The sequence below is a fragment of the Slackia isoflavoniconvertens genome, assembly GCF_003725955.1.
GTDB classification, from domain to species: domain Bacteria; phylum Actinomycetota; class Coriobacteriia; order Coriobacteriales; family Eggerthellaceae; genus Slackia; species Slackia isoflavoniconvertens.
Genome location: NZ_QIBZ01000008.1, coordinates 65,089 through 84,500, shown reverse-complemented (window position 1 = coordinate 84,500; position 19,412 = coordinate 65,089). Strand labels below are relative to the sequence as shown.

General features: G+C 58.2%; 18 protein-coding genes. 15 read left to right on the top strand and 3 right to left on the bottom strand.

Annotation, left to right across the window (positions count from 1 at the left end; translation table 11 throughout):
- Positions 1 to 113: 113 nt before the first annotated feature.
- Positions 114 to 596, bottom strand: a complete 483-nt coding sequence (locus DMP05_RS05815) for a LytR C-terminal domain-containing protein (RefSeq protein WP_123219562.1) — start codon at positions 594 to 596, stop codon at positions 114 to 116.
- 376 nt (positions 597 to 972) lie between these two features.
- On the opposite strand from DMP05_RS05815, the gene hemH reads away from it, so the two are divergent.
- From hemH to purB, 10 genes are all read left to right on the top strand, one after another.
- Positions 973 to 1,983, top strand: a complete 1,011-nt coding sequence (gene hemH, locus DMP05_RS05810) for a ferrochelatase (protein WP_221182961.1) — start codon at positions 973 to 975, stop codon at positions 1,981 to 1,983.
- Between the two features lie 244 nt (positions 1,984 to 2,227).
- Complete coding sequence (locus tag DMP05_RS05805) at positions 2,228 to 3,127, top strand: DUF2797 domain-containing protein (protein ID WP_123219583.1); 900 nt, start codon at positions 2,228 to 2,230, stop codon at positions 3,125 to 3,127.
- Between the two features lie 241 nt (positions 3,128 to 3,368).
- Complete coding sequence (gene trhA / locus DMP05_RS05800; RefSeq protein WP_123219561.1) at positions 3,369 to 4,052, top strand: PAQR family membrane homeostasis protein TrhA; 684 nt, start codon at positions 3,369 to 3,371, stop codon at positions 4,050 to 4,052.
- 117 nt (positions 4,053 to 4,169) lie between these two features.
- On the top strand, positions 4,170 to 4,952 hold the full coding sequence (locus tag DMP05_RS05795; protein WP_244595068.1) for a hemolysin family protein: 783 nt from the start codon (positions 4,170 to 4,172) through the stop codon (positions 4,950 to 4,952).
- A gap of 42 nt (positions 4,953 to 4,994) precedes the next feature.
- On the top strand, positions 4,995 to 5,756 hold the full coding sequence (locus DMP05_RS05790; RefSeq protein WP_123219559.1) for a PspC domain-containing protein: 762 nt from the start codon (positions 4,995 to 4,997) through the stop codon (positions 5,754 to 5,756).
- A gap of 13 nt (positions 5,757 to 5,769) precedes the next feature.
- Positions 5,770 to 6,204: a PspC domain-containing protein gene (locus DMP05_RS05785; protein ID WP_114615282.1), complete on the top strand. Its 435-nt coding sequence runs from the start codon at positions 5,770 to 5,772 to the stop codon at positions 6,202 to 6,204.
- Positions 6,205 to 6,375: 171 nt separating this feature from the next.
- On the top strand, positions 6,376 to 7,116 hold the full coding sequence (locus DMP05_RS05780) for an RlpA-like double-psi beta-barrel domain-containing protein (protein WP_244595067.1): 741 nt from the start codon (positions 6,376 to 6,378) through the stop codon (positions 7,114 to 7,116).
- 38 nt (positions 7,117 to 7,154) lie between these two features.
- Positions 7,155 to 7,817, top strand: coding sequence for a potassium channel family protein (locus tag DMP05_RS05775; protein ID WP_114615283.1), 663 nt, complete (start codon positions 7,155 to 7,157; stop codon positions 7,815 to 7,817).
- A 6-nt stretch (positions 7,818 to 7,823) separates the two neighbouring features.
- Positions 7,824 to 8,504: a potassium channel family protein gene (locus DMP05_RS05770; RefSeq protein WP_114615284.1), complete on the top strand. Its 681-nt coding sequence runs from the start codon at positions 7,824 to 7,826 to the stop codon at positions 8,502 to 8,504.
- A 369-nt stretch (positions 8,505 to 8,873) separates the two neighbouring features.
- Positions 8,874 to 10,217, top strand: a complete 1,344-nt coding sequence (gene purB / locus DMP05_RS05765; protein ID WP_123219558.1) for an adenylosuccinate lyase — start codon at positions 8,874 to 8,876, stop codon at positions 10,215 to 10,217.
- Positions 10,218 to 10,576: 359 nt separating this feature from the next.
- On the opposite strand, the gene DMP05_RS05760 is transcribed toward purB, so the two are convergent.
- Positions 10,577 to 11,893: a hypothetical protein gene (locus tag DMP05_RS05760; protein ID WP_148039696.1), complete on the bottom strand. Its 1,317-nt coding sequence runs from the start codon at positions 11,891 to 11,893 to the stop codon at positions 10,577 to 10,579.
- Positions 11,894 to 12,248: 355 nt separating this feature from the next.
- Here DMP05_RS05760 and DMP05_RS05755 point away from each other — a divergent pair, with 355 nt between their 5' ends.
- The 4 genes from DMP05_RS05755 to DMP05_RS05740 all read left to right on the top strand — a co-directional run bounded on the left by DMP05_RS05755 (position 12,249) and on the right by DMP05_RS05740 (position 16,377).
- Positions 12,249 to 12,953 (top strand): response regulator transcription factor, encoded by a 705-nt coding sequence (locus DMP05_RS05755; protein WP_114615287.1) that lies wholly within the window; start codon positions 12,249 to 12,251, stop codon positions 12,951 to 12,953.
- A 57-nt stretch (positions 12,954 to 13,010) separates the two neighbouring features.
- A complete protein-coding gene (locus tag DMP05_RS05750) occupies positions 13,011 to 14,618 on the top strand; it encodes a sensor histidine kinase (RefSeq protein ID WP_123219581.1) in 1,608 nt (535 codons plus the stop codon).
- 3 nt (positions 14,619 to 14,621) lie between these two features.
- Positions 14,622 to 15,494 carry a phosphoribosylaminoimidazolesuccinocarboxamide synthase gene (locus tag DMP05_RS05745; protein ID WP_114615289.1) on the top strand — a complete coding sequence of 291 codons (873 nt, stop codon included), beginning with the start codon at positions 14,622 to 14,624 and terminating at the stop codon, positions 15,492 to 15,494.
- 274 nt (positions 15,495 to 15,768) lie between these two features.
- A complete protein-coding gene (locus DMP05_RS05740; protein WP_123219557.1) occupies positions 15,769 to 16,377 on the top strand; it encodes a hypothetical protein in 609 nt (202 codons plus the stop codon).
- Positions 16,378 to 16,557: 180 nt separating this feature from the next.
- On the opposite strand, the gene DMP05_RS05735 is transcribed toward DMP05_RS05740, so the two are convergent.
- Complete coding sequence (locus DMP05_RS05735) at positions 16,558 to 17,919, bottom strand: class I SAM-dependent rRNA methyltransferase (protein ID WP_123219556.1); 1,362 nt, start codon at positions 17,917 to 17,919, stop codon at positions 16,558 to 16,560.
- A gap of 176 nt (positions 17,920 to 18,095) precedes the next feature.
- Here DMP05_RS05735 and DMP05_RS05730 point away from each other — a divergent pair, with 176 nt between their 5' ends.
- Positions 18,096 to 19,397: a glycosyltransferase family 2 protein gene (locus tag DMP05_RS05730; RefSeq protein WP_123219555.1), complete on the top strand. Its 1,302-nt coding sequence runs from the start codon at positions 18,096 to 18,098 to the stop codon at positions 19,395 to 19,397.
- Positions 19,398 to 19,412: the final 15 nt, after the last annotated feature.

Below are 19,412 nucleotides of genomic sequence, written 5' to 3'. Positions count from 1 at the left end.
GTTATTGTAAAGCTGTCGTATATACAATAGCTTTACAATTTTGATGCAGGCTCTTGGTAAAACCGTTTTGCGGGGCTTGCTTTTTGTGGAGATTCGCGACCTGGCGTATCGAACTAATTCGTGACGTCGTAACCGAGGTTCACGATGACGTCGTATTCTTCGGAGGAATTTTCGCTGCGGTGGTCGTGCGGGCCGCTGACGGCGGTGTTGTCCAAGTTCAAAATTGCAGCGATTTGCGCAGCGGCTTGCTCATATTGGTCATCATAGTAGTGAATCCAGGTTGCATCTGACGTGCTGGGTGCGTTCTCGTTGTTCTGCGCGGTTGCGCTTGCGAAGCCGTGCGATGCGAGTTCGCTCGCCGCGTCAGCGGCGAGCCCCTCAACAACAGTGTTGTTTGCAATAAGGATATTCGCTTCGGGGTAGGACCCTTCTGCGTAGTCGAGCCCATCTGTGATTAGTTGGTCGAATCGTTCACTGGTCATCTGCGATGCAACGCGGTGGTCGTAATAGCCCGATTTGATGCGCTCGGTTGCCGCTTGGTCAACGGCAGGCTGACCGTCGGTTTCGATGCTGCTCTGGCACGAAAGGAGGGTCATTGCGCAGGTGAGGAAAAATGAAATAATGGCAGATGAGGCAATTGTTTATTTCGAGCGAGTTAGCATTGGCCACTGCTGTTACCTCCCTAATCCTAAAGCTTATTGGGACTCGCTTAGCGCCGACAAGAGCAAAACTACGGCAATGATGTTCAGCATGGGAGCCCCCTCTTAAATCCAATGTAATACTGAAAGGAAGCGCAGAGAAGGAAAATTCGGTAGGCGTTAGGTTCCGCCGGCTATTACGTCATACGCCGTCATTTTCCTGCGGCTCATGTGGCTGGCTCCGTGCGGGGCCGGCCACTTTTTGTCTGGTGATAAAGTTCAGTTCGCTATAAAGGGGGCGTGCGGCTTTTCGCTGCTCGCATTGCATGGAAGGATGTTTGTTGTGCTGGGCGTTTTGATTCTTAACACGGGAACCCCCGATGCTCCGACGCCCGAAGCCATTCGTCCCTACTTGAAGCAATTCCTTTCCGACCGCAACCTCATCAATGTGCCGCGGCTTATCTGGAAGCCGGTGCTCAATTTCTGCATTTTGCCGAATCGTCCGAAGAAAACCGCCGCGCACTATCAGCAGTTTTGGACCGAAGAGGGCAGCCCGTTTTTGCTCACGTCGCTTGTGCAGCGCGACAAGCTTCGCGCCCGCCTGACGGAGCTTATGGGCGAACCCGTCGCGGTTGAGCTGGGCATGCGCTACGGAAACCCGTCGACGAAATCGGCCATTGAGGCGCTGCTTGACGCGGGCGTTTCTCGAATTGTGGTCGTGCCGCTCTACCCGCAAGAGACGAAGGCGTGTGCGGGCACGTGCTTGGAGGAATTCGAGCGCGCTTTCGGCGAGGCTATGGCCGAGCGTCCCAAGCGAACGCGACCGGAAGTGCGCACAATTTCGCACTATTGGAATGCGCCGGGCTATCTCGATGCGCTTGCGCAATCGGTGCGCGATGCGTGGTCGTATGAGCCGGGTAAAAAGCTCGTGGTTTCCTTCCATTCCATCCCCGTGAGCTTTCAAGCGGCGGGCGACACCTATCCCGAATCGACCAAGGCTACGGCCGAGGGGCTGGCGTCCAAGTTGGGCATTGCTCCCGAAGACGTGGTGCTCACCTACCAATCGCGCTTCGATTCGCGCAAATGGCTCGGGCCTTTCCTCGAGCCTGAGCTGCGTCGTTTGGCGGCCGAGGGTGCGCACGACGTTGCTGTGGTGTGCCCCATATTCTCGGTCGACTGCATCGAGACTTCGTATGAAGTGGGCACTGAGGCTCGTGAGGAGTTCGTCTCGGCAGCGCGCGAAGCGGGCACCGAGGCGCCGAATTTCACCTATATCCCGGCGCTTGGCGCAGCCGATTCGGTTATTGGCGTGCTGGCGAATCTCATTATGGCGAAGGGCGCGTAAAGCCCCACGTCCCCCGCGCCTTCTTATCGTGCATGGCGTCGCTATTCTTCCTTGTGTGCCATAAAGCGTAGCCTTTGGGCCTTCTTTCTGGATGGTGGGCTTTCGCTTTTGCGGACGAGCGGGCATGTGCCCCTTCGGTTTCGCCGCGAATGCGAAGTCTCGCCTGTGCGGCGTTTGCGCTATTATCGAACGCCGAAAGTTTCGCGGCGCGTCGGTGCCGCCATTTGTGAAAGGACTCGCCCGCATGCCTCGTTTCATGCCGAATGCAACGCTCGTGTTTTCTGGGCTCGGCTATGCCGCCGATGGCCCATATCTGCTGGTCAATGACGTGTATGGAAAAAAGCAGATGCGCCTGCCCGTTCTGGGCCGCACCTTCACGCTCCGCCATACGCAAAAGCGTTTCTGCATTGGGCCGTTCGATTTGAAAACCTACCAATCGAAGGCGTGCGAAAACAGCGTGGAGCTCATGCCGTTTTCCCAGTACAAAGACGACATGTGCCCGGCCTGCCGCGAAGAGACGGGCTTCAATCCGGCTTTCTACAACGCCGACAGCATTTCGGCCCAGCAGCGCGCCTACAACCTCACGCCGCACTTCGTGTACATGGCGTATTTCTCGCCGCAGCATTTGAAAGTGGGCATTTCGTCGGAAACGCGCGGCATCGAGCGCCTGCTCGAGCAGGGCGCGCGCGTCGCGGGCATTTTGAAGCGTTTCGCAAACGCCGATGAAGCCCGTGCGCTCGAGGCCCACTTGTGCGCGCAGGAAGGCATTTACGAAACCATGCGATTGGGCACGAAGGTTCGCCTGCTTAGCGATCCGTTCAAGGCCGATGCCGCCATTGAAACGGTGTACGAAGCGGCTCGCGCCCATGGCGTTGAGCCTGAGGGCGGCGTGCTTGACCTCACGAAATACTACTTCGGTGATGTGGAAGCGGCGCCCGACATCGTGCAGCTGCCCGACGATTCGCCGAGCGATATGGTCGCTGGTCGCTGCGTGGGCATGGTGGGCGGCATTTTGATGCTCGAGCAGGGCGGAAATGTGTTTGCCGCGCCTGTGAAGGAATGGGAATCGTACGAGGTTGAGATCACGGTCGGCGAACTTTTATGCGAATACGAGTACGAACCGCAGCAAATGGGGCTGTTCTAGCGCGGCATAGTTGGCGCCATACGCAAAAAGGCGGCGCCACAACCCCTCCCTCGGTGGCACCGCCCGCATTGGAATCATAGCCGTTTTTTCGGGCAAATTCGCCCAGGCGTCGTAAAAAGTCACTGCACGGGCTGTCCTGTTCCGGGTATATCCATTGGTTGCCCTGTCCTATCGCCGCTCGTTTGTGCCCAAATATGGCAAGGGGGCCGCCCATGGCGGTTGGCATGCTAGAATTGCGCTCATGACTACTTTATTAACATCCTCCGCCCACGACACCATGCGCCGCCACAAGAAGGTGCGCGAATATTCCGTGGGCGAAGAAATCGGCAATTCCATTACGCACGGTGTAGGCGCGGCTTTGGCCATCGCGGCGATTCCCATTAGCATTGTGCGCGCTGTCGGCGATGGCGCAGGCGTGCTTTTGGCCGCGGCGCTCATCTATTCCATCTCTATGCTCATGGAATACTTGGCCTCAACGCTTTACCACGCTCTTGCCATCGATGGCGCGAAGCGCGTGTTCAAGGTCATCGATCACGCTGCGATTTACCTGTTCATTGCGGGAAGCTATACCCCCTATTGCTTGGTTACGCTTTCCGAATCGGGCGGCGTGTACCTGTGCGCGTTCGTGTGGGCGCTCGCGATTATCGGCATGGCTGCCGAGGCGTTCTGGACATTCCGTCCTCGCTGGGTGTCGGTCGTGATTTATTTGATCATGGGCTGGTGCGTAGTGGGATTCTTGCCGGCGCTTGTCGAAAACCTCGCGCCAACCGGCCTTTGGCTGCTCGTCGCCGGCGGCGTTTGCTACAGCATTGGCTGCGTGTTTTATGTGCTGAAGAAAATTCCCTTCATGCATATGGTGTTCCATCTGTGGGTGCTCGCTGGCAGCGTCCTGCAGTTTTTCTCGATATTGTTGTTCGTGCTGTAAGCACACCCGCATGGCTGCGGTGATTTGAGAAAGCGGTGACGTGCCTTTATGGACGCAGGCCCTACGAGTTCGACCCCTTCTTTTGAAGAAAAGACCTCATCGAAAGGCTTCCTTTCGATGTTTTTCGGCGACAAGCGTCGCCAAGAGGTCTCCGAAGACGAGATTCGCACAATGGTCGCCGACAACGAAGAGCTCGACGACGAAGAAAAGCGCATGATTCATGAGGTCATGGACCTCGGAGACGCTACGGCGGAAGAAGTTATGACTCCGCGCGTCGACATGATTATGGTGGGCTCCGACGAAACGGTGCGCCAGGCTATCGACCGCATGCGCGGCACAGGCTACTCACGCCTGCCCGTGTTCCGCGACGATGACGACGACATCATCGGCATCGTTCGTTATAAAGACCTCATCGACCCTTTGCTCGAAGATAAAGAAGACGACCTTGCGTCCGATTACGTGGCCGAGGTGGGTTTCGTGCCCGAAAGCAAGAGCTTGCTGCCGCTGCTCAACGAGATGCAAACGAATCGTCAACAGATGGTGATAGTCGTTGACGAATACGGTGGCACCGCTGGTTTAATAACCATCGAAGACATCGTCGAAGAGATCGTCGGCGAAATCGTCGACGAAACCGACTTCGAAGATGCTGACATCAAAGCGCTTGGCGCGGGCTCGTGGTGCGTGAAGGGTTCGTGCCCCACAGACGACGCGGCCGAGGCGGGCTTCCCCGTGAAGGTGAGCGACGATTACGAAACCGTGGCCGGCTGGCTTATGGATGAATTCGATTGCGTTCCTCAGCTTGGCGATGAATTCGCGAAGGACGGCTTTACGTTCAAGGTGCGCAAGGTGCGTCGCCGTCGCATTTCGGAGCTTTTGGTGACGAAGACAGAGCAGGCCTAAGAGCGCGGCCACGTGCCGCGCGTGGTGAGAAGGAAGGACACGTTGGCGGCAACGAGGAAAATTTATCGCACCGACGATACGGCCATTGCCGGCGTGTGTTCCGGTATTGCTGAGGGGCTCGATATGGACCCCGCCGCCGTTCGCATTCTCGCCGTGCTGCTCGTTCTTGTTACGTTCGGGCTCTTTACCCTGGTATATGCCACGCTGTGGCTCGTGTTGCCCAAGCATGTGGCGATTTCCCCCGAGACCCTGCCGTGTGACGCGTATGCGGCCGACGGCTCGCCGCGCCCGTGCTTTTCTGAAGACGATTCCCCTTGTAGCATTGGCCCTCATGGTTGGTCGCGTGCGGGCATGTGGATTGGCACCGCGGCGCTTGCGGTGATTACGGCGTTTTCCCTCACGATTATTGCGCCGAAGGTCGAGTGGTGGCAGTTTTTGCCTATCGCCGTTTGCCTCACGGGCGCAGCTCTCATGATCACGCCCTCTCGCAGCATGGCGCGCCTGCGCCGTTTCTCGTTAGGCCTCATGCTCATGTTCTGCGGGCTGACGCTTTTGGCCGTCTCGGTTGGGGTGGTTGGTTTTGAGACGCTTCTGTATGGCATTTCTAAGCTATGGCCTGGCCTTTTTGTCGTCATCGGTCTTGTACTCATTGGAAAAGCCATGCAGGACGATTTGTTCTATTTCGCGGCTGCTGCGTGCTTCGCCGTGCTCTTGGCCGCAGCGACGTTTGGTTTTGCGCCTCCGGCTCCGCTTGAGGTAATCGAGATATCGCCGTCGCCCTTTACACCGCGCGGCATGTTCTAGGAGACGTATCGTCATGGCTCAAAATTCTTCAGGAAAACGTGGCAATGCTCCGCAGGTCGCCGTCGTTATTGGCGTGGTGCTCATTCTTATTGGTGCATGGAATCTTGTGAATGTGCTTGTTCCGGCCGCGGCTATTTCGAGTTTGATCAACTTCATTCGTCATTTGTGGAACGTCGTGTGGCCCTGCGGCTTGCTTGCTGCCGGCGGGTATTTGCTGTGGGCGACTAAATCTGGAAAGCTGTCGGGCTTTGCGCAGCCTGGCAACCATGAGGCGTTTCGCCGCTCGCGCGCCGACAAGCGCATCTTCGGCGTATGCGGCGGAATCGCGTATTACTTTGGCGTCGACGCTACGGTGGTTCGCATTATTGCGGTTATTCTGCTCGCCGCATTTCCCCCAATGGCCACGGTGGCGTACCTGGTTATTGCTCTTTTTGTGCCGCAGGTGTGAAGCCGCGGGCGCCATTCGCGGCGTGGATTTTGAGCCCTCTCGGTTTCGCGATATAATAGAATAGTTTTCTTGTATTGGCAGATGCGTTTCGCTGGTCAGCACGTATGTGCTTTCTGCCGCGATTCGTCGCATGAGGTTTGGGCGGCGCGCATCTTGAACATTGGAGGCCGAGTGGCTCGTATCGCTGAAAAACGCGGCAATAGGCACGCGTTCGCAGCGGCGTTCATCGCCGTGGCGGTTGTCGCCCTTGTTGCTGCGGGGTTCACGGTCATCACCCTTGAGCCCGCCGTGGCATCCCATGATGTGGACAACTCCACGCTTGGCATTGGCGAGGCACGCAATACCGTTTCCGACGATGAAGCATTCGCTTCTTTCGAAGGCGATTCCAACGCGCAGGAGCGCATTAGCGATTCAAATTCGCTTACGAAAACCGCGTCGCGCACCATCACGGTGAAAGACCCCGATCCGGTTATCGCACTTGCCGCATATGACGCCCTGAATTCGTCTACCGCCGAGGCCGCGTTGGCCTTGGGTACCACCAATCCGCTGCCCACTGCACCGCGCATTCTCCCTGATGAGTCTGACGGCTGGTCGTACGGTATGGCTTCGGCGTACAGCCGCTCTGACAACGACGACGGTTCGGGCAACTTCTGCACCGATGCCACCGCGTCGGGCCGCCTGCTTTCTGAAAACGAGCTCACGGTGGCCGTTCCCCAGTCGCAGTCGAATCTGCTTGGGCACGCGGTTGCCATTCGCTATGGCGAAACCATCATTGTCGCAACGGTGACCGATACAGGCGGCTTCGAGAAATATGGGCGAGCCCTCGATTTGGCGCCGGGCTGCTGGAAAGCCCTCGGTGCAAGCCAAATCGGCGACTGGGGCGTCAAGCCTGTTTACTACAAATTCCTCTAACGCGCCGTTGACCTCGGCGTAGGCCGAAAGGCAGGAGTATGGCGAATATCATCATCGTTGGCTGCGGGCGTGTTGGCTCTCAGCTTGCAACGCTGCTTTCCCAGGGCGACGGCAACGTGTGTGTCGTTGACCGCAATGCCGCGGCGTTCTCGAATCTCGATCGCAATTTCAATGGCAACACCTTGCAGGGCGTAGGCTTCGACGAGGATGTTCTTGTGCGCGCGGGCGTGGAGGAGGCCGACGTTGTGGCTGCTGTTACGCAGTCGGACAACTCGAACCTCATGGTGATCGAGGTCGCTCGCCGTATTTTCCACGTGCCTCATGTTATCGCGCGACTTTACAACCCCGCGCGCGAGCGAGCCTATATGCAGTTGGGCCTCGACTATGTGTGCGGAACCTCGCTCGTTGCTGAGGAAATCTTCTCGAAAATCATGTCGGGCCACGGAAGCCATCTCGATACGTTCGGCGACTTTGAGGTGCTTCGCTTCTCCATCGACCTGTCTATGACGCCCCGCGGTCGCGTGAAGGTGGGCGACCTTGAACGCAATCATGGCATTCGCATTATCGCGTTTGAGCGTCGCGACGGCTCCATGAGTTCCATTCCCACGCGCGACAGCGTGCTCTACCATGGCGACAGCGTGTTGGCATGCATTCGCCATGACCTGCTGAATTCGTTTTCGGTTTACATGATGCAAAGGTAGGCTGCGGTGTATATCGTTATCATGGGCGGCGGCAAAGTCGGCGAATACCTGGCGAGCGTCTTGTTGGGCAAAGGCCATGAGGTCGCGGTGCTCGAAAGCGACCGCGATACCGCCGACCATCTTTCCGTCGAGCTTCAGGGCGAATACCTCATCATTAACGGCGATGGCTGCGACTCCGACTTCCAGGAAGACGCAGGCATTCGTAAGGCCGACGTCTTCGTTGCCGTAACAGGCCGCGACGACGACAACCTTGTGGCGTGCGAAATCGCGACGCGCGTATTCAACGTGAATCGTTGCATTGCCCGCGTGAACAACCCCAAGAATCGTCGAATCTTTCGCGAGGTCGGCATTGAGAGCGTGTCGTCAACCATGCTTATCGCGAACATGATTGAAGAAGAAGCCCTGATGGGCGGCGTGGGTGTTGTGTCGGCGCTTTCGCGCGGAGACATCGCGCTGCTCGAGATCGCGATTCCGCAGAAGCTTCGCCACTTCAAGATGGACGACGGCGTGCCCGTCGACGTTATCGACCTGCCCGAAGGCAGCCTGCTCATTGCCGTTGACCGCCGCGAATACGGCGAGGCTGAAGTGGCGACCGACGACATGGTGCTCTATCCGGGCGATAAGGCCGTCGTGGTCGCCGAGCACGATATCGTCGACGATGTTCGCGCGGTATTCGGCGCTTTGTAGGGCTAGATTGGTCTGCATGCTTTGGTTTGCTCTCGGGGATTGGTGCGGTCTCGGCCACCTTCGAGGGATCCATACGAGGTGATTCCTATCCATAAGTGCGCAGAAGGCGCCGGGGCGGTCGATTGGAAATGCTCGGTTTCTCATTTCTCTTTAAAACGGGAAACCGGAGCTCGGCGCATAGGCCGCGTAGCGGCCGGTAGCCGAGCAGGCATTTTGGAACGGCCGCCCCTGCGCCTTCTGCGCGCGAGCGGTTGTCTTTCCCGCCCTTAAGGCATTCGCCCTTCGACTTTATCGCGATTCCGCGAGTTTACGCCCCCGCTGTACCATTGGCCGTATAATAGCCTGGTCAATTCGCCTGAAAGGACCAGTATGATTTCTCGCTACACGCGCCCGGCCATGGGCGCCATTTGGGAGCTTGAGAACAAGTTCAACATTTGGAAGGAAATCGAGCTGCTCGCATGCGAGGCCCAGGCCGAGCTGGGGCAGTGCGGCATCACCAAGGAAGACGCAAAGTGGATTCGCGACCATGCGAACTTTACCGTCGATCGCGTTTCCGAGATTGAGGCCGTGACGAACCACGACGTTATTGCGTTCCTCACGAACATGGCTGAATATATCGATGCCGATATTCCCGAAGGCGAAGAAAAGCCCAGCCGTTGGGTGCACTATGGCATGACTTCTTCCGACCTGGGTGACACCGCGCTGTCGTACCAGATCACGCAGGCGCTCGACATTATTTTGGCCGACGTGAAGCAGCTCGGCGAAACCTGCAAGCGCCGTGCGTTTGAATTCCAGAACACCCTGTGCGTGGGTCGTACCCATGGCATTCATGCTGAGCCCATGGTGTTCGGCATGAAATTCGGCAGCTGGGCTTGGGCCCTCAAGCGCGCCGAGACCCGCCTGCAGCAGGCTCGCGAGGTTGCCGCAACGGGCGCCATTTCTGGTGCAGTGGGCACCTATTCGAGCATCGACCCGTTCGTCGAGCAGTACGTCTGCGAGAAAATGGGCCTGACTCCCGATCCGCTGTCTACGCAGGTGCTTGCTCGCGATCGCCACGCGCAGGTCATGTGTGCGCTTGCTGTGTGCGCCTCTACGCTTGAGAGCATCGCTTTGCAGGTGCGCCTCATGCAGGAAAGCGACGTCATTGAGGCGGAAGAGCCGTTCAAGGCTGGCCAGAAGGGCTCTTCGGCCATGCCTCACAAGCGCAACCCCATCACGGCGGAACGCGTGTGCGGCCTGGCTCGTATCGTGAAGGCGAACGCCCAGGTCGGCCTCGACGACGTGGCGCTGTGGTTCGAGCGCGACATCTCGCACTCGGGCGCTGAGCGCGTTGCTCTGGCCGATAGCTTCATTGCGCTTGACTATATGTTCGGCAAAATGCAGTGGATGCTCGATGGCCTGCAGACGTATCCTGACAAGATGGAGCACAACCTTCACCGCACGCGTGGCCTGATCTTCTCCTCGAAGGTGCTGCTTGCCCTGGTGAACACGGGTATTACGCGCGAAGATGCCTATGTCATCGTGCAGCGCAATGCCATGGCCGTGTGGCACGACATCCAGAATGCGGTTGCCGGCCCCACTTATCGCGAGCGTTTGGAAGCCGACCCCGAGGCAAAGCTTTCCAAGGAAACCCTCGACGAGATTTTCAATCCGTGGGCGTTCTTGCAGCACAAGGATGAAGCCTTCAAAAAGCTTGAAGGCCTGGAATTCTAAGCCTGTTCGATTATCGCTAAGGAGCGTTCGGCGACCTGCCGGGCGCTCCTTTTCAGTATGCGGAGAAGGCGTCTTGTCCCGCGCGGAAGACTTATCGTAGCTCGCGTGCGGAAGGCGCCGGGGCGGCCGCTCGGAAATGCCCGCTCGGCTACCGGCCGCTTCGTGGCCTATGCGCCGAGCTCCGGTTCCCCGTTTTAAGAGGAAATGAGAAACCGAGCGTTTCCGGTCGGCCACCCCGGCGCCTTCCGCGCATTGATGCGACTGCTGCTAAGTTTTTGACGGCCAACATTGCACGAAAAAAAGGCGGCGCTTGAAGCGTCGCCCTTAGGCTGGTATTGGCTCGTTTGGTTGGGCGCGTCTTATGCGGTCCACACGCGCACGAGGGTGTAAGCGTCGTCTTCGTTAGTGCTCATTCCCAGATACGTGACGAGGGAGTTGACGTCACCTTGGCTGGCGAGGAAATCGCCGTAGTTGTCGCAATCGTCGGGGCAGTCGAGCGAGAACATCTCGCGCGTGCTTAAATTCACGCCTGCGACCGTGCGGGTCGATTTCACGACGAGGTTTCCGCCGCACCATGCGGGGGCGCATAGCGGGTTGCGGTCGAAACAGAACCACTGGCCGCCCGTGTCGTTGCTTACGGGAGCATACGTGCCAAGGCTCGCGAGGCCTTCGCCGTAGGTGTAAATAGAGTCGAATGTGAACGAGAACCGTCCATTCACATAGGCGGCTTCGAGCGGGCGCATTGAAGCGGGCAGCGTGAGCGATTCGCGCATGGCTCCTGATTCCGCGTCGATGAGCGTGAGTTGCGAATACGAGCTGGAGGCTTGCGAGCGCGGCGAAATGCAAATGGCGTCGCCCGTGGAATAGGGCGACGTGCTCATGCGGCCATTGCTCTGCCAATCGACGCGCACGTCGCTCGACCCGAAGGCCGCCGATTTCAGCGCGGACGGCTCAGAGGTGGCGTTTCCACTTGTTGAGGGCATTACCTGCCAAAACGCTCGCGACTTCGCAACGGTGATCGATGGCACGTCCCAGTCGCCATTGCCTGAGTCGACTTGTTTGGCGTCGCCCGCAACGCCGCGTGAAAGCGTGGCCTGGAAAACGCGCCACTCGCCCGTATAGCAATTGGATTCAATCCACACGATGCCCTGGTCGTTGCAACGCACGTCGTAAATGTCGAAGCCGCGCTCGCTGCTGTGCGGGCCGTCAAGCACGACGGTATATTGTCCGCTGGAAAGCGAGAGAACGGCGACCTGCGTGAGCGGGCTTGAGTTTTCGGTGGGCAGAAGGCATGCCGCATAGGTTTCGCTGTTTGCCCACACCAACGTGCCGTAGGGCATTTTGAACTCGCCGGCGAGCGAGAGCGGAGCGGAATCGAGCACGGTGCAATCGGAAATCGAGAATACCGATTCCTTATTCACGGCAAGCGCGTCGACTTCGCTGTCGGCCTTCTTTTCGTTGCTTACGGCTGAGGCGGCGGCTCCAGCGACCACCACAGCGCCAATGCCAAGGGCTCCAATGAGCAATTGGCGCCGTGTAATGGAGAGGCTTTCGCCTGCCGGCAGGGAGATGTTGATTCGTGCGTCAGGCGCTTGGGACGCTGCGGTAGGGCGCCCTGTGCCAATGCCCGCATTGGGGCCAGGCGTAAAGGTCGCAGAGCTGAGGCTCTGCTTCACGGTGCCGTGCGCACTGCGTCCCGCTTTGCCGCGAACCGTCGAGATGCCATGGCGAGGTGCCCTTGTTGCTTGGTTGCGCGCCGACGGACGTGCTGTTGCGCCGCGCGACGTGCGGGTTGTGCGCGTATTTTGGGCATGCGGACGCCTGCTGCGCTGCGAAGCGCCGCGTGCGGAATGTCGAGGTGTTTGGTTTCTTTGGGCCATAGGGGCTTATTATGTCGTTTTGCCAGCAAATGGCCCACGGTTGCGCCTGAATCGTTACAATAAACCCAAATCGAAAATTGCGCGCGGCATGCGGCCGTACGCTGGGGTCGCGTGTCGGCCTCAAAATCAATACAGCAGGGGAGCATTCATCATGAGCAACGAAACGCGACGCATTCTCCTCGTCGAAGACGAGAAGGCAATCCGCGATGCCGTAGCCGCCTATCTCGAACGTGAGAATTACTGGGTGACTGCCGTTGGCGACGGCCAGGAAGCCCTCGAAGAATTTTCCAAGCATCATTTCGACCTGGTCGTGCTCGACCTCATGCTTCCCCGCGTGCCGGGCGAGCGCGTGTGCCGTGCCATTCGCGACAATTCCGATGTGCCTATCATCATGCTCACCGCGAAGGGTGAGGTTGAAGACCGCATCATCGGCCTCGAGCTCGGTGCCGACGACTATCTGGTGAAACCCTTCAGCCCCCGCGAGCTCGTCGCCCGCGTTCGCGCCTTGCTTCGCCGCGTGCATGCCGATTCCGAGCCTCAGCGCGAGGTGCTCGAGTTCGGCGAGCTCACGATTGACGTTTCGGGCCACAAGGTGCTCGTCAAAGGCAAGGAAGTCGATCTTACCGCCAGCGAGTTCAAGCTGCTCACCACGCTTTCCCGCTATCCTGGCCGCGTGTATTCGCGTATGGAACTCGTCGAGAAGGTCCTCGGCTACGACTTCGAGGGCTATGAGCGCACCATCGACTCCCATGTGAAGAACCTGCGCGCCAAAATCGGCGACAATCCGCGTAATCCCAAGTGGCTGCACACCGTGCATGGCGTGGGCTATCGTTTCGAAGACCCCACCAAGCAGTAAGTCGGTTTGCGCCGGCTTGCCGGCATTGAGAAACACGAGGGCGAGATCGCAGCAATCATGGCGTCAGAACCTAAGCAAGCAAGTGGCAAGAAGCAGCGAACCGATGAACGAACCGCGCGCCAGCGCATTTATGATTGGTTCTTTGGCTTCTCGTATACCACTCGCGTAACCGTAACTTTTTCGCTCGTTGCCATCATGACCGTCGTGGTGGCAATGGGCGTTCTTTCCTATGTGTGGGAAGAGCATTTCCAGGCCTATACCCGCGAGAATGGTCAACAGCTCGCCGATACCACCGCCGCCAACATTGCGAACCGCTACGAGCGAAGCAATTCTGCAACGCTTGACGCTATTGGCGAGGGCAACAAAATGAGCTATCCGTCGCTTTCCATTAACGATGCGGAGCCGGCCGAATCGGTGCATATGCTGCAGCCGGGCATGGGCATTCAGGTAATTTCCTCTTCGACCGAAACCGTCGTGTACGACTCGTCGCGCCCCAACGGCTCTTCGTATTCCTCTTCGAACAGCATTGACGAAACGGGCTCGTTTGCACCATCCGATGGCAGGATGGCTTCCGCGGCCATCACGCTTGGCGATGGCCAGGTTGTCGGCACCGTTCAAATTTGGGTCTATGGCAGCGACTTGCTGCTTTCGAAGGCCGATCAAGAATTCCGCATGCAAAGCTACCAGGGCATGTGCCTTGCCGCTGTGCTATCTGTCGCGCTTGCGTCGCTTATCGGCATCCTGTTTGCCCGTGGCCTGGTGGGCCCTATTAATCGCATCACGAAAACGGCGCAGGAAATCAAGGAAGGCAACCTTTCGGCTCGCGTGAACCTCGATGGTAAAGATGAAATTGCCGAGCTTGCTAAAACGTTTGACGCCATGGCCGAAAGCGTTGAGAGCAACCAGGAACTTGAGCGCCGCCTTACCACTGACGTGGCGCATGAGCTGCGCACGCCCCTCATGGCGATTCAATCGACGGTCGAGGCCATTATGGATGGCGTGTTCGAGGCCGATGAAGAGCGCCTGAACACGATTGACGCCGAGGTGCAGCGCCTTTCCCGCTTGGTCGACGCCATTTTGAAGCTCTCGCGCCTCGAGAGCCGTTCGACTCCCATGAATGAGGAGGTCGTCGACGTGGGCGACCTTATTCGCCCGCTCGTTATGTCGCATGAGGCGTTCGTCAACGACGCCGGTCTTATGCTCGAGTATGACGCAGAGCCCGACGTTATTGTTTACGGTGATCGCGACATGCTGCGCCAGGCGACCGCGAACCTCATCTCTAACGCGGTTCGCTATACGCCGGCGCCGGGCAAGATTACCGTTTCGGTAAAGCGCGGCGATGTTATGGCCGCGATTGCCGTTCGCGATACGGGCATCGGCCTTTCCCCCGAGGAGCGCCGCATGGTGTTCAAGCGTTTTTGGCGTGCCGAGGAAAGCCGTCAGCGTCAAAGCGGCGGTTTGGGTGTAGGCTTGGCCGTTGTGAAAGAAATCGTCGACCGTCATGGCGGTTGGGTGCAGGTGGAAGGCAAGAAGGGCGAAGGCGCCTGCTTTACCATCCACGTTCCGCTTTATGACGAAGAGCGCATCAAGGCGCAAAAGGAAAAGGCCAATTCGAAAGAACGCGGCGCAAAAGCGCAGGCGGCAAAACGAAAGGGAAGGAACTAGGCTGTGAACCCCATTACCATCAAGCCCGACGCGCAGGGCAAGGTACGCGACATTTACGATCTTGGCGACACGCTGCTGTTCGTCGCGACCGACCGCATTTCGGCGTTTGACTACATTCTGGAAGACGAAATTCCCCATAAGGGCCAGGTTCTTACCCAGATCAGCTGCTTCTGGTTCGAACTGCTCGAGGGCGTTGTCGAAAACCACCTGGTCTCTTCTGACGTAAACGATTTGCCCGAACAGTTCAAAGAGTGGAGCGACTACCTCAACGGCCGCTTCATGATCGTGAAGAAAGCTCAGATGATTCCTATCGAGTGCATCGTACGCGGCTATCTGACTGGTTCTGGCTTCAAGGATTACCAGAAAACGGGCAGCGTATGCGGCATCGAGCTTCCTTCCGGCCTGCAGAATTCCGCCAAGCTTCCCCAGACGCTGTTCACGCCTTCCACGAAGGCCGAGATCGGCGACCACGACGAGAATATCAGCTTCGAGCGCGCGGTTGAAATCGTGGGCGAGAAGGCCGCGACCGACATTCGCGACCTGTCGCTGAAGGTGTACGAGACCGCTGCGGAGCATGCACGCAAGCAGGGCATCATCATCGCCGACACGAAGTTCGAATTCGGCGTGCTTGACGGCCGCACGATTCTCGGTGACGAGGTGCTCACTCCCGACAGCTCTCGCTTCTGGAGCGCCGACGATTACGAAGTGGGCCGTGAGCAGGCAAGCTTCGACAAGCAGTTCGTGCGCAACTGGCTCAACGCCAATTGGGACCGTCAGGGCAATCCGCCGCATTTGCCGGCCGACGTTATCGAGAAGACCACCGAGAAGTACATCCAGGCATACGAGAAGCTTTCGGGCCGCACGTTCAACTTCTAGATGGCACCCGTTTCACGATTTTGAATGCGCCACATTGCTGGCATGACGAGTTGTGCGATAGCGCATGTAGGCTGCGCATGGGGAATGCCTCGAGGTGCGCCCGCGTCTTCTTTGCTCCCTTTATGCGATAAAGCCACCTGCCAATTTTGGCGTTAATGCGACGTTTTTCAATGAAACGCCAAAAGGTCCCATTGGAGGTTTGCCTTTGATGGGGCCTTTCTTTATTATTTATGCTTTGGATTTACCAAGTGTTTTCGAGAAGAAAAGTATCCATATGAGCACACGAAACCCGATGAACGACCGCTATCAGACCGACGGACCGAAGGGCCAGACCAAGAAATCTGCCTCGTCGCTCAAGCCGAAGTCCAAAGCCGCGTCGAGCGTGTACGTGAAGTCCACGCAGAAGACTCCTCAGGAAAAGAAAGCTGCGCAAAAGGCCGCTCGCCAAAAGCAGGCAGAGCTCGACCGCAAGTATTACAATCCGCCTACGGCTCAGTACAAAAAGTACAAGCGCATTTGGTGGGGCATGCTCGGCGGCGCTATCGTCTGCACGTTGGTCGCCATGGGCGCTGGCTCCTGGTGGCCCGATAACCCGACTATGACGTGGTGCTTCCTGATTCCCGCATACGCGTTGATTATCGGCGCTTTGTGGTTTGACTTCGCCAAGGTGCGCAAGGTTCGCCGCGAGTACCAAATGGAGATGCTCAAGAAGCACCCCAAAGAGGCCAAGAAGCATCCCACCACGGCAGCGAAGAACAAGATCGATGCCGCTAAGGAGGCTGAACGTGAGGCCGCGAAGGCGGAAAAGAAGCGCTTCGGCCATTCCTTCATTCGCAAGGCAAAGCCTGAAGAGACGTCCGAAGGCGAAAAGAAATCTGAATAGCAGAAAGCCCGCTCAATCGAGCGGGCTTTTTATGTGCGGCTCCGATGGGGCGTGCCGCGCTGAGTGGCAGGCTGAAGGCTTTGCGGGGAAGCTTCAAGCCTCGTTGCGAGACGAGCAGATCGTTTCAAAACGAACGAACAAATGAGCGAACGGGCGCGTTTGTCCCTTCTTGCTCCGCCTTTACACAACCTGGAACAAGAAGAATTTGAGGTAGTCGGTTTCGGGCACGCCCCATACGATGGGATGGTCGGGCGATTGCTGGCGTTCCTCGATTTGGCGCAGCTGAACGCCGGCATCGTGCGCCGCGCTCACGAGCATTTTGCGGAAGCGGTCGGTATCCATGAAGTGCGAGCAGCTGCAAGTGGCCAAGTATCCGCCGCGCGGCAGGGCTTTCATGGCGCGGTAGTTGATCTCGTGGTAGCCACGTGTAGCCGAATCGATGGTCTTGCGGCTCTTCGTGAACGCCGGCGGGTCAAGAATGATGAAGTCGTATGGTGCTTTTTTCTGGGCCTCGATTTCGGGCAGCAAATCGAACACGTTGACGGCCTGGAAGCTCATGCGATTTTCGAAGCCGTTCAGACGGGCATTCGATTCCGCCATGTCGACCGCGAGTTGAGAGATGTCGACGGCATGCACGTGCTCGGCTCCGCCAGCGGCAGCGTTTAGGGCGAACGAACCCGTGTGCGTAAAGCAGTCGAGCACGCGACGCCCGCGGGCGATATTGGCCACGGCGCGGCGGTTGTATTTCTGGTCGAGGAAGAAACCGGTTTTCTGGCCGTTTTCGAAATCGACATGGTAGCGCACGCCGTTTTCGATGATTTCGGTCGTGGTGGGGCCGAATGCCGCTGCGGCTTCGTCGCTTGGCGCGAGAGGCGCGGGCACCGCCGAAAGCGCGGGCTGAGCCCCTAAGCCACCAAAATCGTTTTCCAGGGGGAACCAGCCGCAGCTTTCCTGAAGGCCTTCGAGTTTGCGCGTCGACACGTCATTGCGCTCGTAGATGCCGCGAATGACGACGCCATCTTCAGCGAGCACCTTCACAAGCAGGGGGAACACGACGGGCTTCAGGCGTTCCATGCCGTAGGCGAGCGTTTGGGTTACGAGCACGTCGTTGAATCGATCGACAACAAGGCCGCAAAAGCCATCGGCCTCGGAGAAAATCATGCGGCAGGCGGAAACGTCGTCGCCCATCACGGCGCGACGATGGTTCCAAGCCCAACGAATCTTGCGTTCCCAAAACGCCGAATCGAACGCGTCGTTCGCGTTGGTTGAAAGCAGGCGAATGCGAATCTTGCTTTGCTGCGAGAAGATACCTGTGCCAAGGTATGCGCCTTTGCGTGAGAGCACGTCGACGAGGGCGCCGTTTTCCGGGGTGATTCCACCCGACTCGATCGATTCTTTCCACGTGCGAGCCGCTTCTTTGGGGTCGCCCGCTTCTACGATGCGCTCGACTTCCGCATCGTAGACCCAAGGGTGGCCGGCGCGGCATGCGCGTTCGCCTTTGGGCGTGATGAATGCCATAGGGTAGGGACGGTGGGTTTTCATGGGTTCTCCTTGGTTGGAGCGTGCTTGGCCGCATGGGCTGCATCGCAAGTAATACCAGGGCATTATACGTTGCGTTGGGGCGGGGCGGAACAAAGGGGTAGAATAACCGTAACTGAAATACGGCTTCGCCGAGGCGAGGACACGCACCTTGCCTCGAGCGATGGAAAAGAGTGCCCATGAACCCAGTTGTGATTATTCCCACGTTCGTGTCCGCGCGTGGGCGCGTTGAATCGGGTCCTGTTACCACGACATATGACCATACGACATCGATGTCGGCCTCGGGCGAGTTGCCCCGTTGCCTCGAATCGCTTCGGTGCGTGCGCGGGCTTGGGCATATCATTGTGCTCGTGATTGCCGAACCCGCTATCGAGAATAAGGCCGCGAGCAAAATTCGCGCCGTTGCCGAGCAATTTCCCGATTTGAATATCGCCGTGGTGGGCGCTCCCGAGATGGCGCTTGTGCGCCAGCGCATGGAGCAGCTCAACATTGGACTGCGCAACGAAGTGGGTCTTGCAGGCTATGGCGCAATGCGCAACCTGGGGCTTCTTCTTGCGGGCGCACTCGATTTCGATTCGGTGGTATTCGTCGACGATGATGTGGTGATCGACGATCCCGCGTTTCTGGAAAAGGCGATGTATGGCCTGGGCAAGCTTACGCGAAGCGGCGTGCCTATTCTTGCGAAGTCGGGCTTTTATCTGAACAAAGAAGGCGAATACCTCTCGAGCCGATCCACGAAATGGTACAACCGCTATTGGGACCAGGCCACCGCATTCAACAAGTGGATTTCCAAAGCCATGAAGGGCCCGCGCCTGTCTCGCTCGAACCATGTGTGCGGTGGTTGTTTGGCGCTTCATCGCGAGGCATTTCGTCGCGTGTCGTTCGACCCGTGGATCGCCCGCGGAGAAGATTTGGATTACATGCTCGATTTGCGCATGTACGGCAGCGATATCTGGTTCGACAACACGTGGTACATGCATCACCTTCCGCCCGAAACCAAGCGTGAAGGTCTTCGCTTCCGCCAAGACATCTTCCGTTGGCTCTACGAGTATCGCAAGGTGGAATACGGGCGAACCCAAATCGACCTGCTGCAGATCAAGCCGCAATCGTTGCTGCCGTACCCAGGGCCTTTCTTGGAGCCGGGCATCACGCGCCGCATTAAGCGCACGGCGTGGCTGCGTAGCTTCGGGCGCCCCGATGGCGCCGGGTATCGTCGCGCGGCAAGAGCGGCCACGGGCGAGGCATCTCGATATGCCGAAGCCCACTGTTCGAAGTATTTCGGCTTCCAGTCGATATGGCCTGCGGTCATGAAGCGCATGGCGAACGACGCGATTCTCCAAAGCGTGCTTTTGAGCTCGTCGAACCGCGATGTGCGGCAAGCCGAGGCACAACGCGCCCAGCGCGCGGCATGGGGAGCCGCCGGCGGAATCGACCCTGGCGCAACGACGGAGATTCGCCTTAATATAGGCAACGCAGAATAGGGTTTACGGGAAGTT

Bases quoted from the DNA above. Each gene is read 5' to 3' on its own strand.
- DMP05_RS05815 (WP_123219562.1), bottom strand. From the start codon at position 596: ATGACCCTCCTTTCGTGCCAGAGCAGCATCGAAACCGACGGTCAGCCT.
- hemH (WP_221182961.1), top strand. From the start codon at position 973: ATGTTTGTTGTGCTGGGCGTTTTGATTCTTAACACGGGAACCCCCGAT.
- DMP05_RS05775 (WP_114615283.1), top strand. From the start codon at position 7,155: ATGGCGAATATCATCATCGTTGGCTGCGGGCGTGTTGGCTCTCAGCTT.
- DMP05_RS05735 (WP_123219556.1), bottom strand. From the start codon at position 17,919: ATGAAAACCCACCGTCCCTACCCTATGGCATTCATCACGCCCAAAGGC.
- DMP05_RS05750 (WP_123219581.1), top strand. From the start codon at position 13,011: ATGGCGTCAGAACCTAAGCAAGCAAGTGGCAAGAAGCAGCGAACCGAT.
- trhA (WP_123219561.1), top strand. From the start codon at position 3,369: ATGACTACTTTATTAACATCCTCCGCCCACGACACCATGCGCCGCCAC.
- DMP05_RS05785 (WP_114615282.1), top strand. From the start codon at position 5,770: ATGGCTCAAAATTCTTCAGGAAAACGTGGCAATGCTCCGCAGGTCGCC.
- DMP05_RS05795 (WP_244595068.1), top strand. From the start codon at position 4,170: ATGTTTTTCGGCGACAAGCGTCGCCAAGAGGTCTCCGAAGACGAGATT.
- DMP05_RS05805 (WP_123219583.1), top strand. From the start codon at position 2,228: ATGCCTCGTTTCATGCCGAATGCAACGCTCGTGTTTTCTGGGCTCGGC.
- DMP05_RS05740 (WP_123219557.1), top strand. From the start codon at position 15,769: ATGAGCACACGAAACCCGATGAACGACCGCTATCAGACCGACGGACCG.
- DMP05_RS05755 (WP_114615287.1), top strand. From the start codon at position 12,249: ATGAGCAACGAAACGCGACGCATTCTCCTCGTCGAAGACGAGAAGGCA.
- purB (WP_123219558.1), top strand. From the start codon at position 8,874: ATGATTTCTCGCTACACGCGCCCGGCCATGGGCGCCATTTGGGAGCTT.
- DMP05_RS05730 (WP_123219555.1), top strand. From the start codon at position 18,096: ATGAACCCAGTTGTGATTATTCCCACGTTCGTGTCCGCGCGTGGGCGC.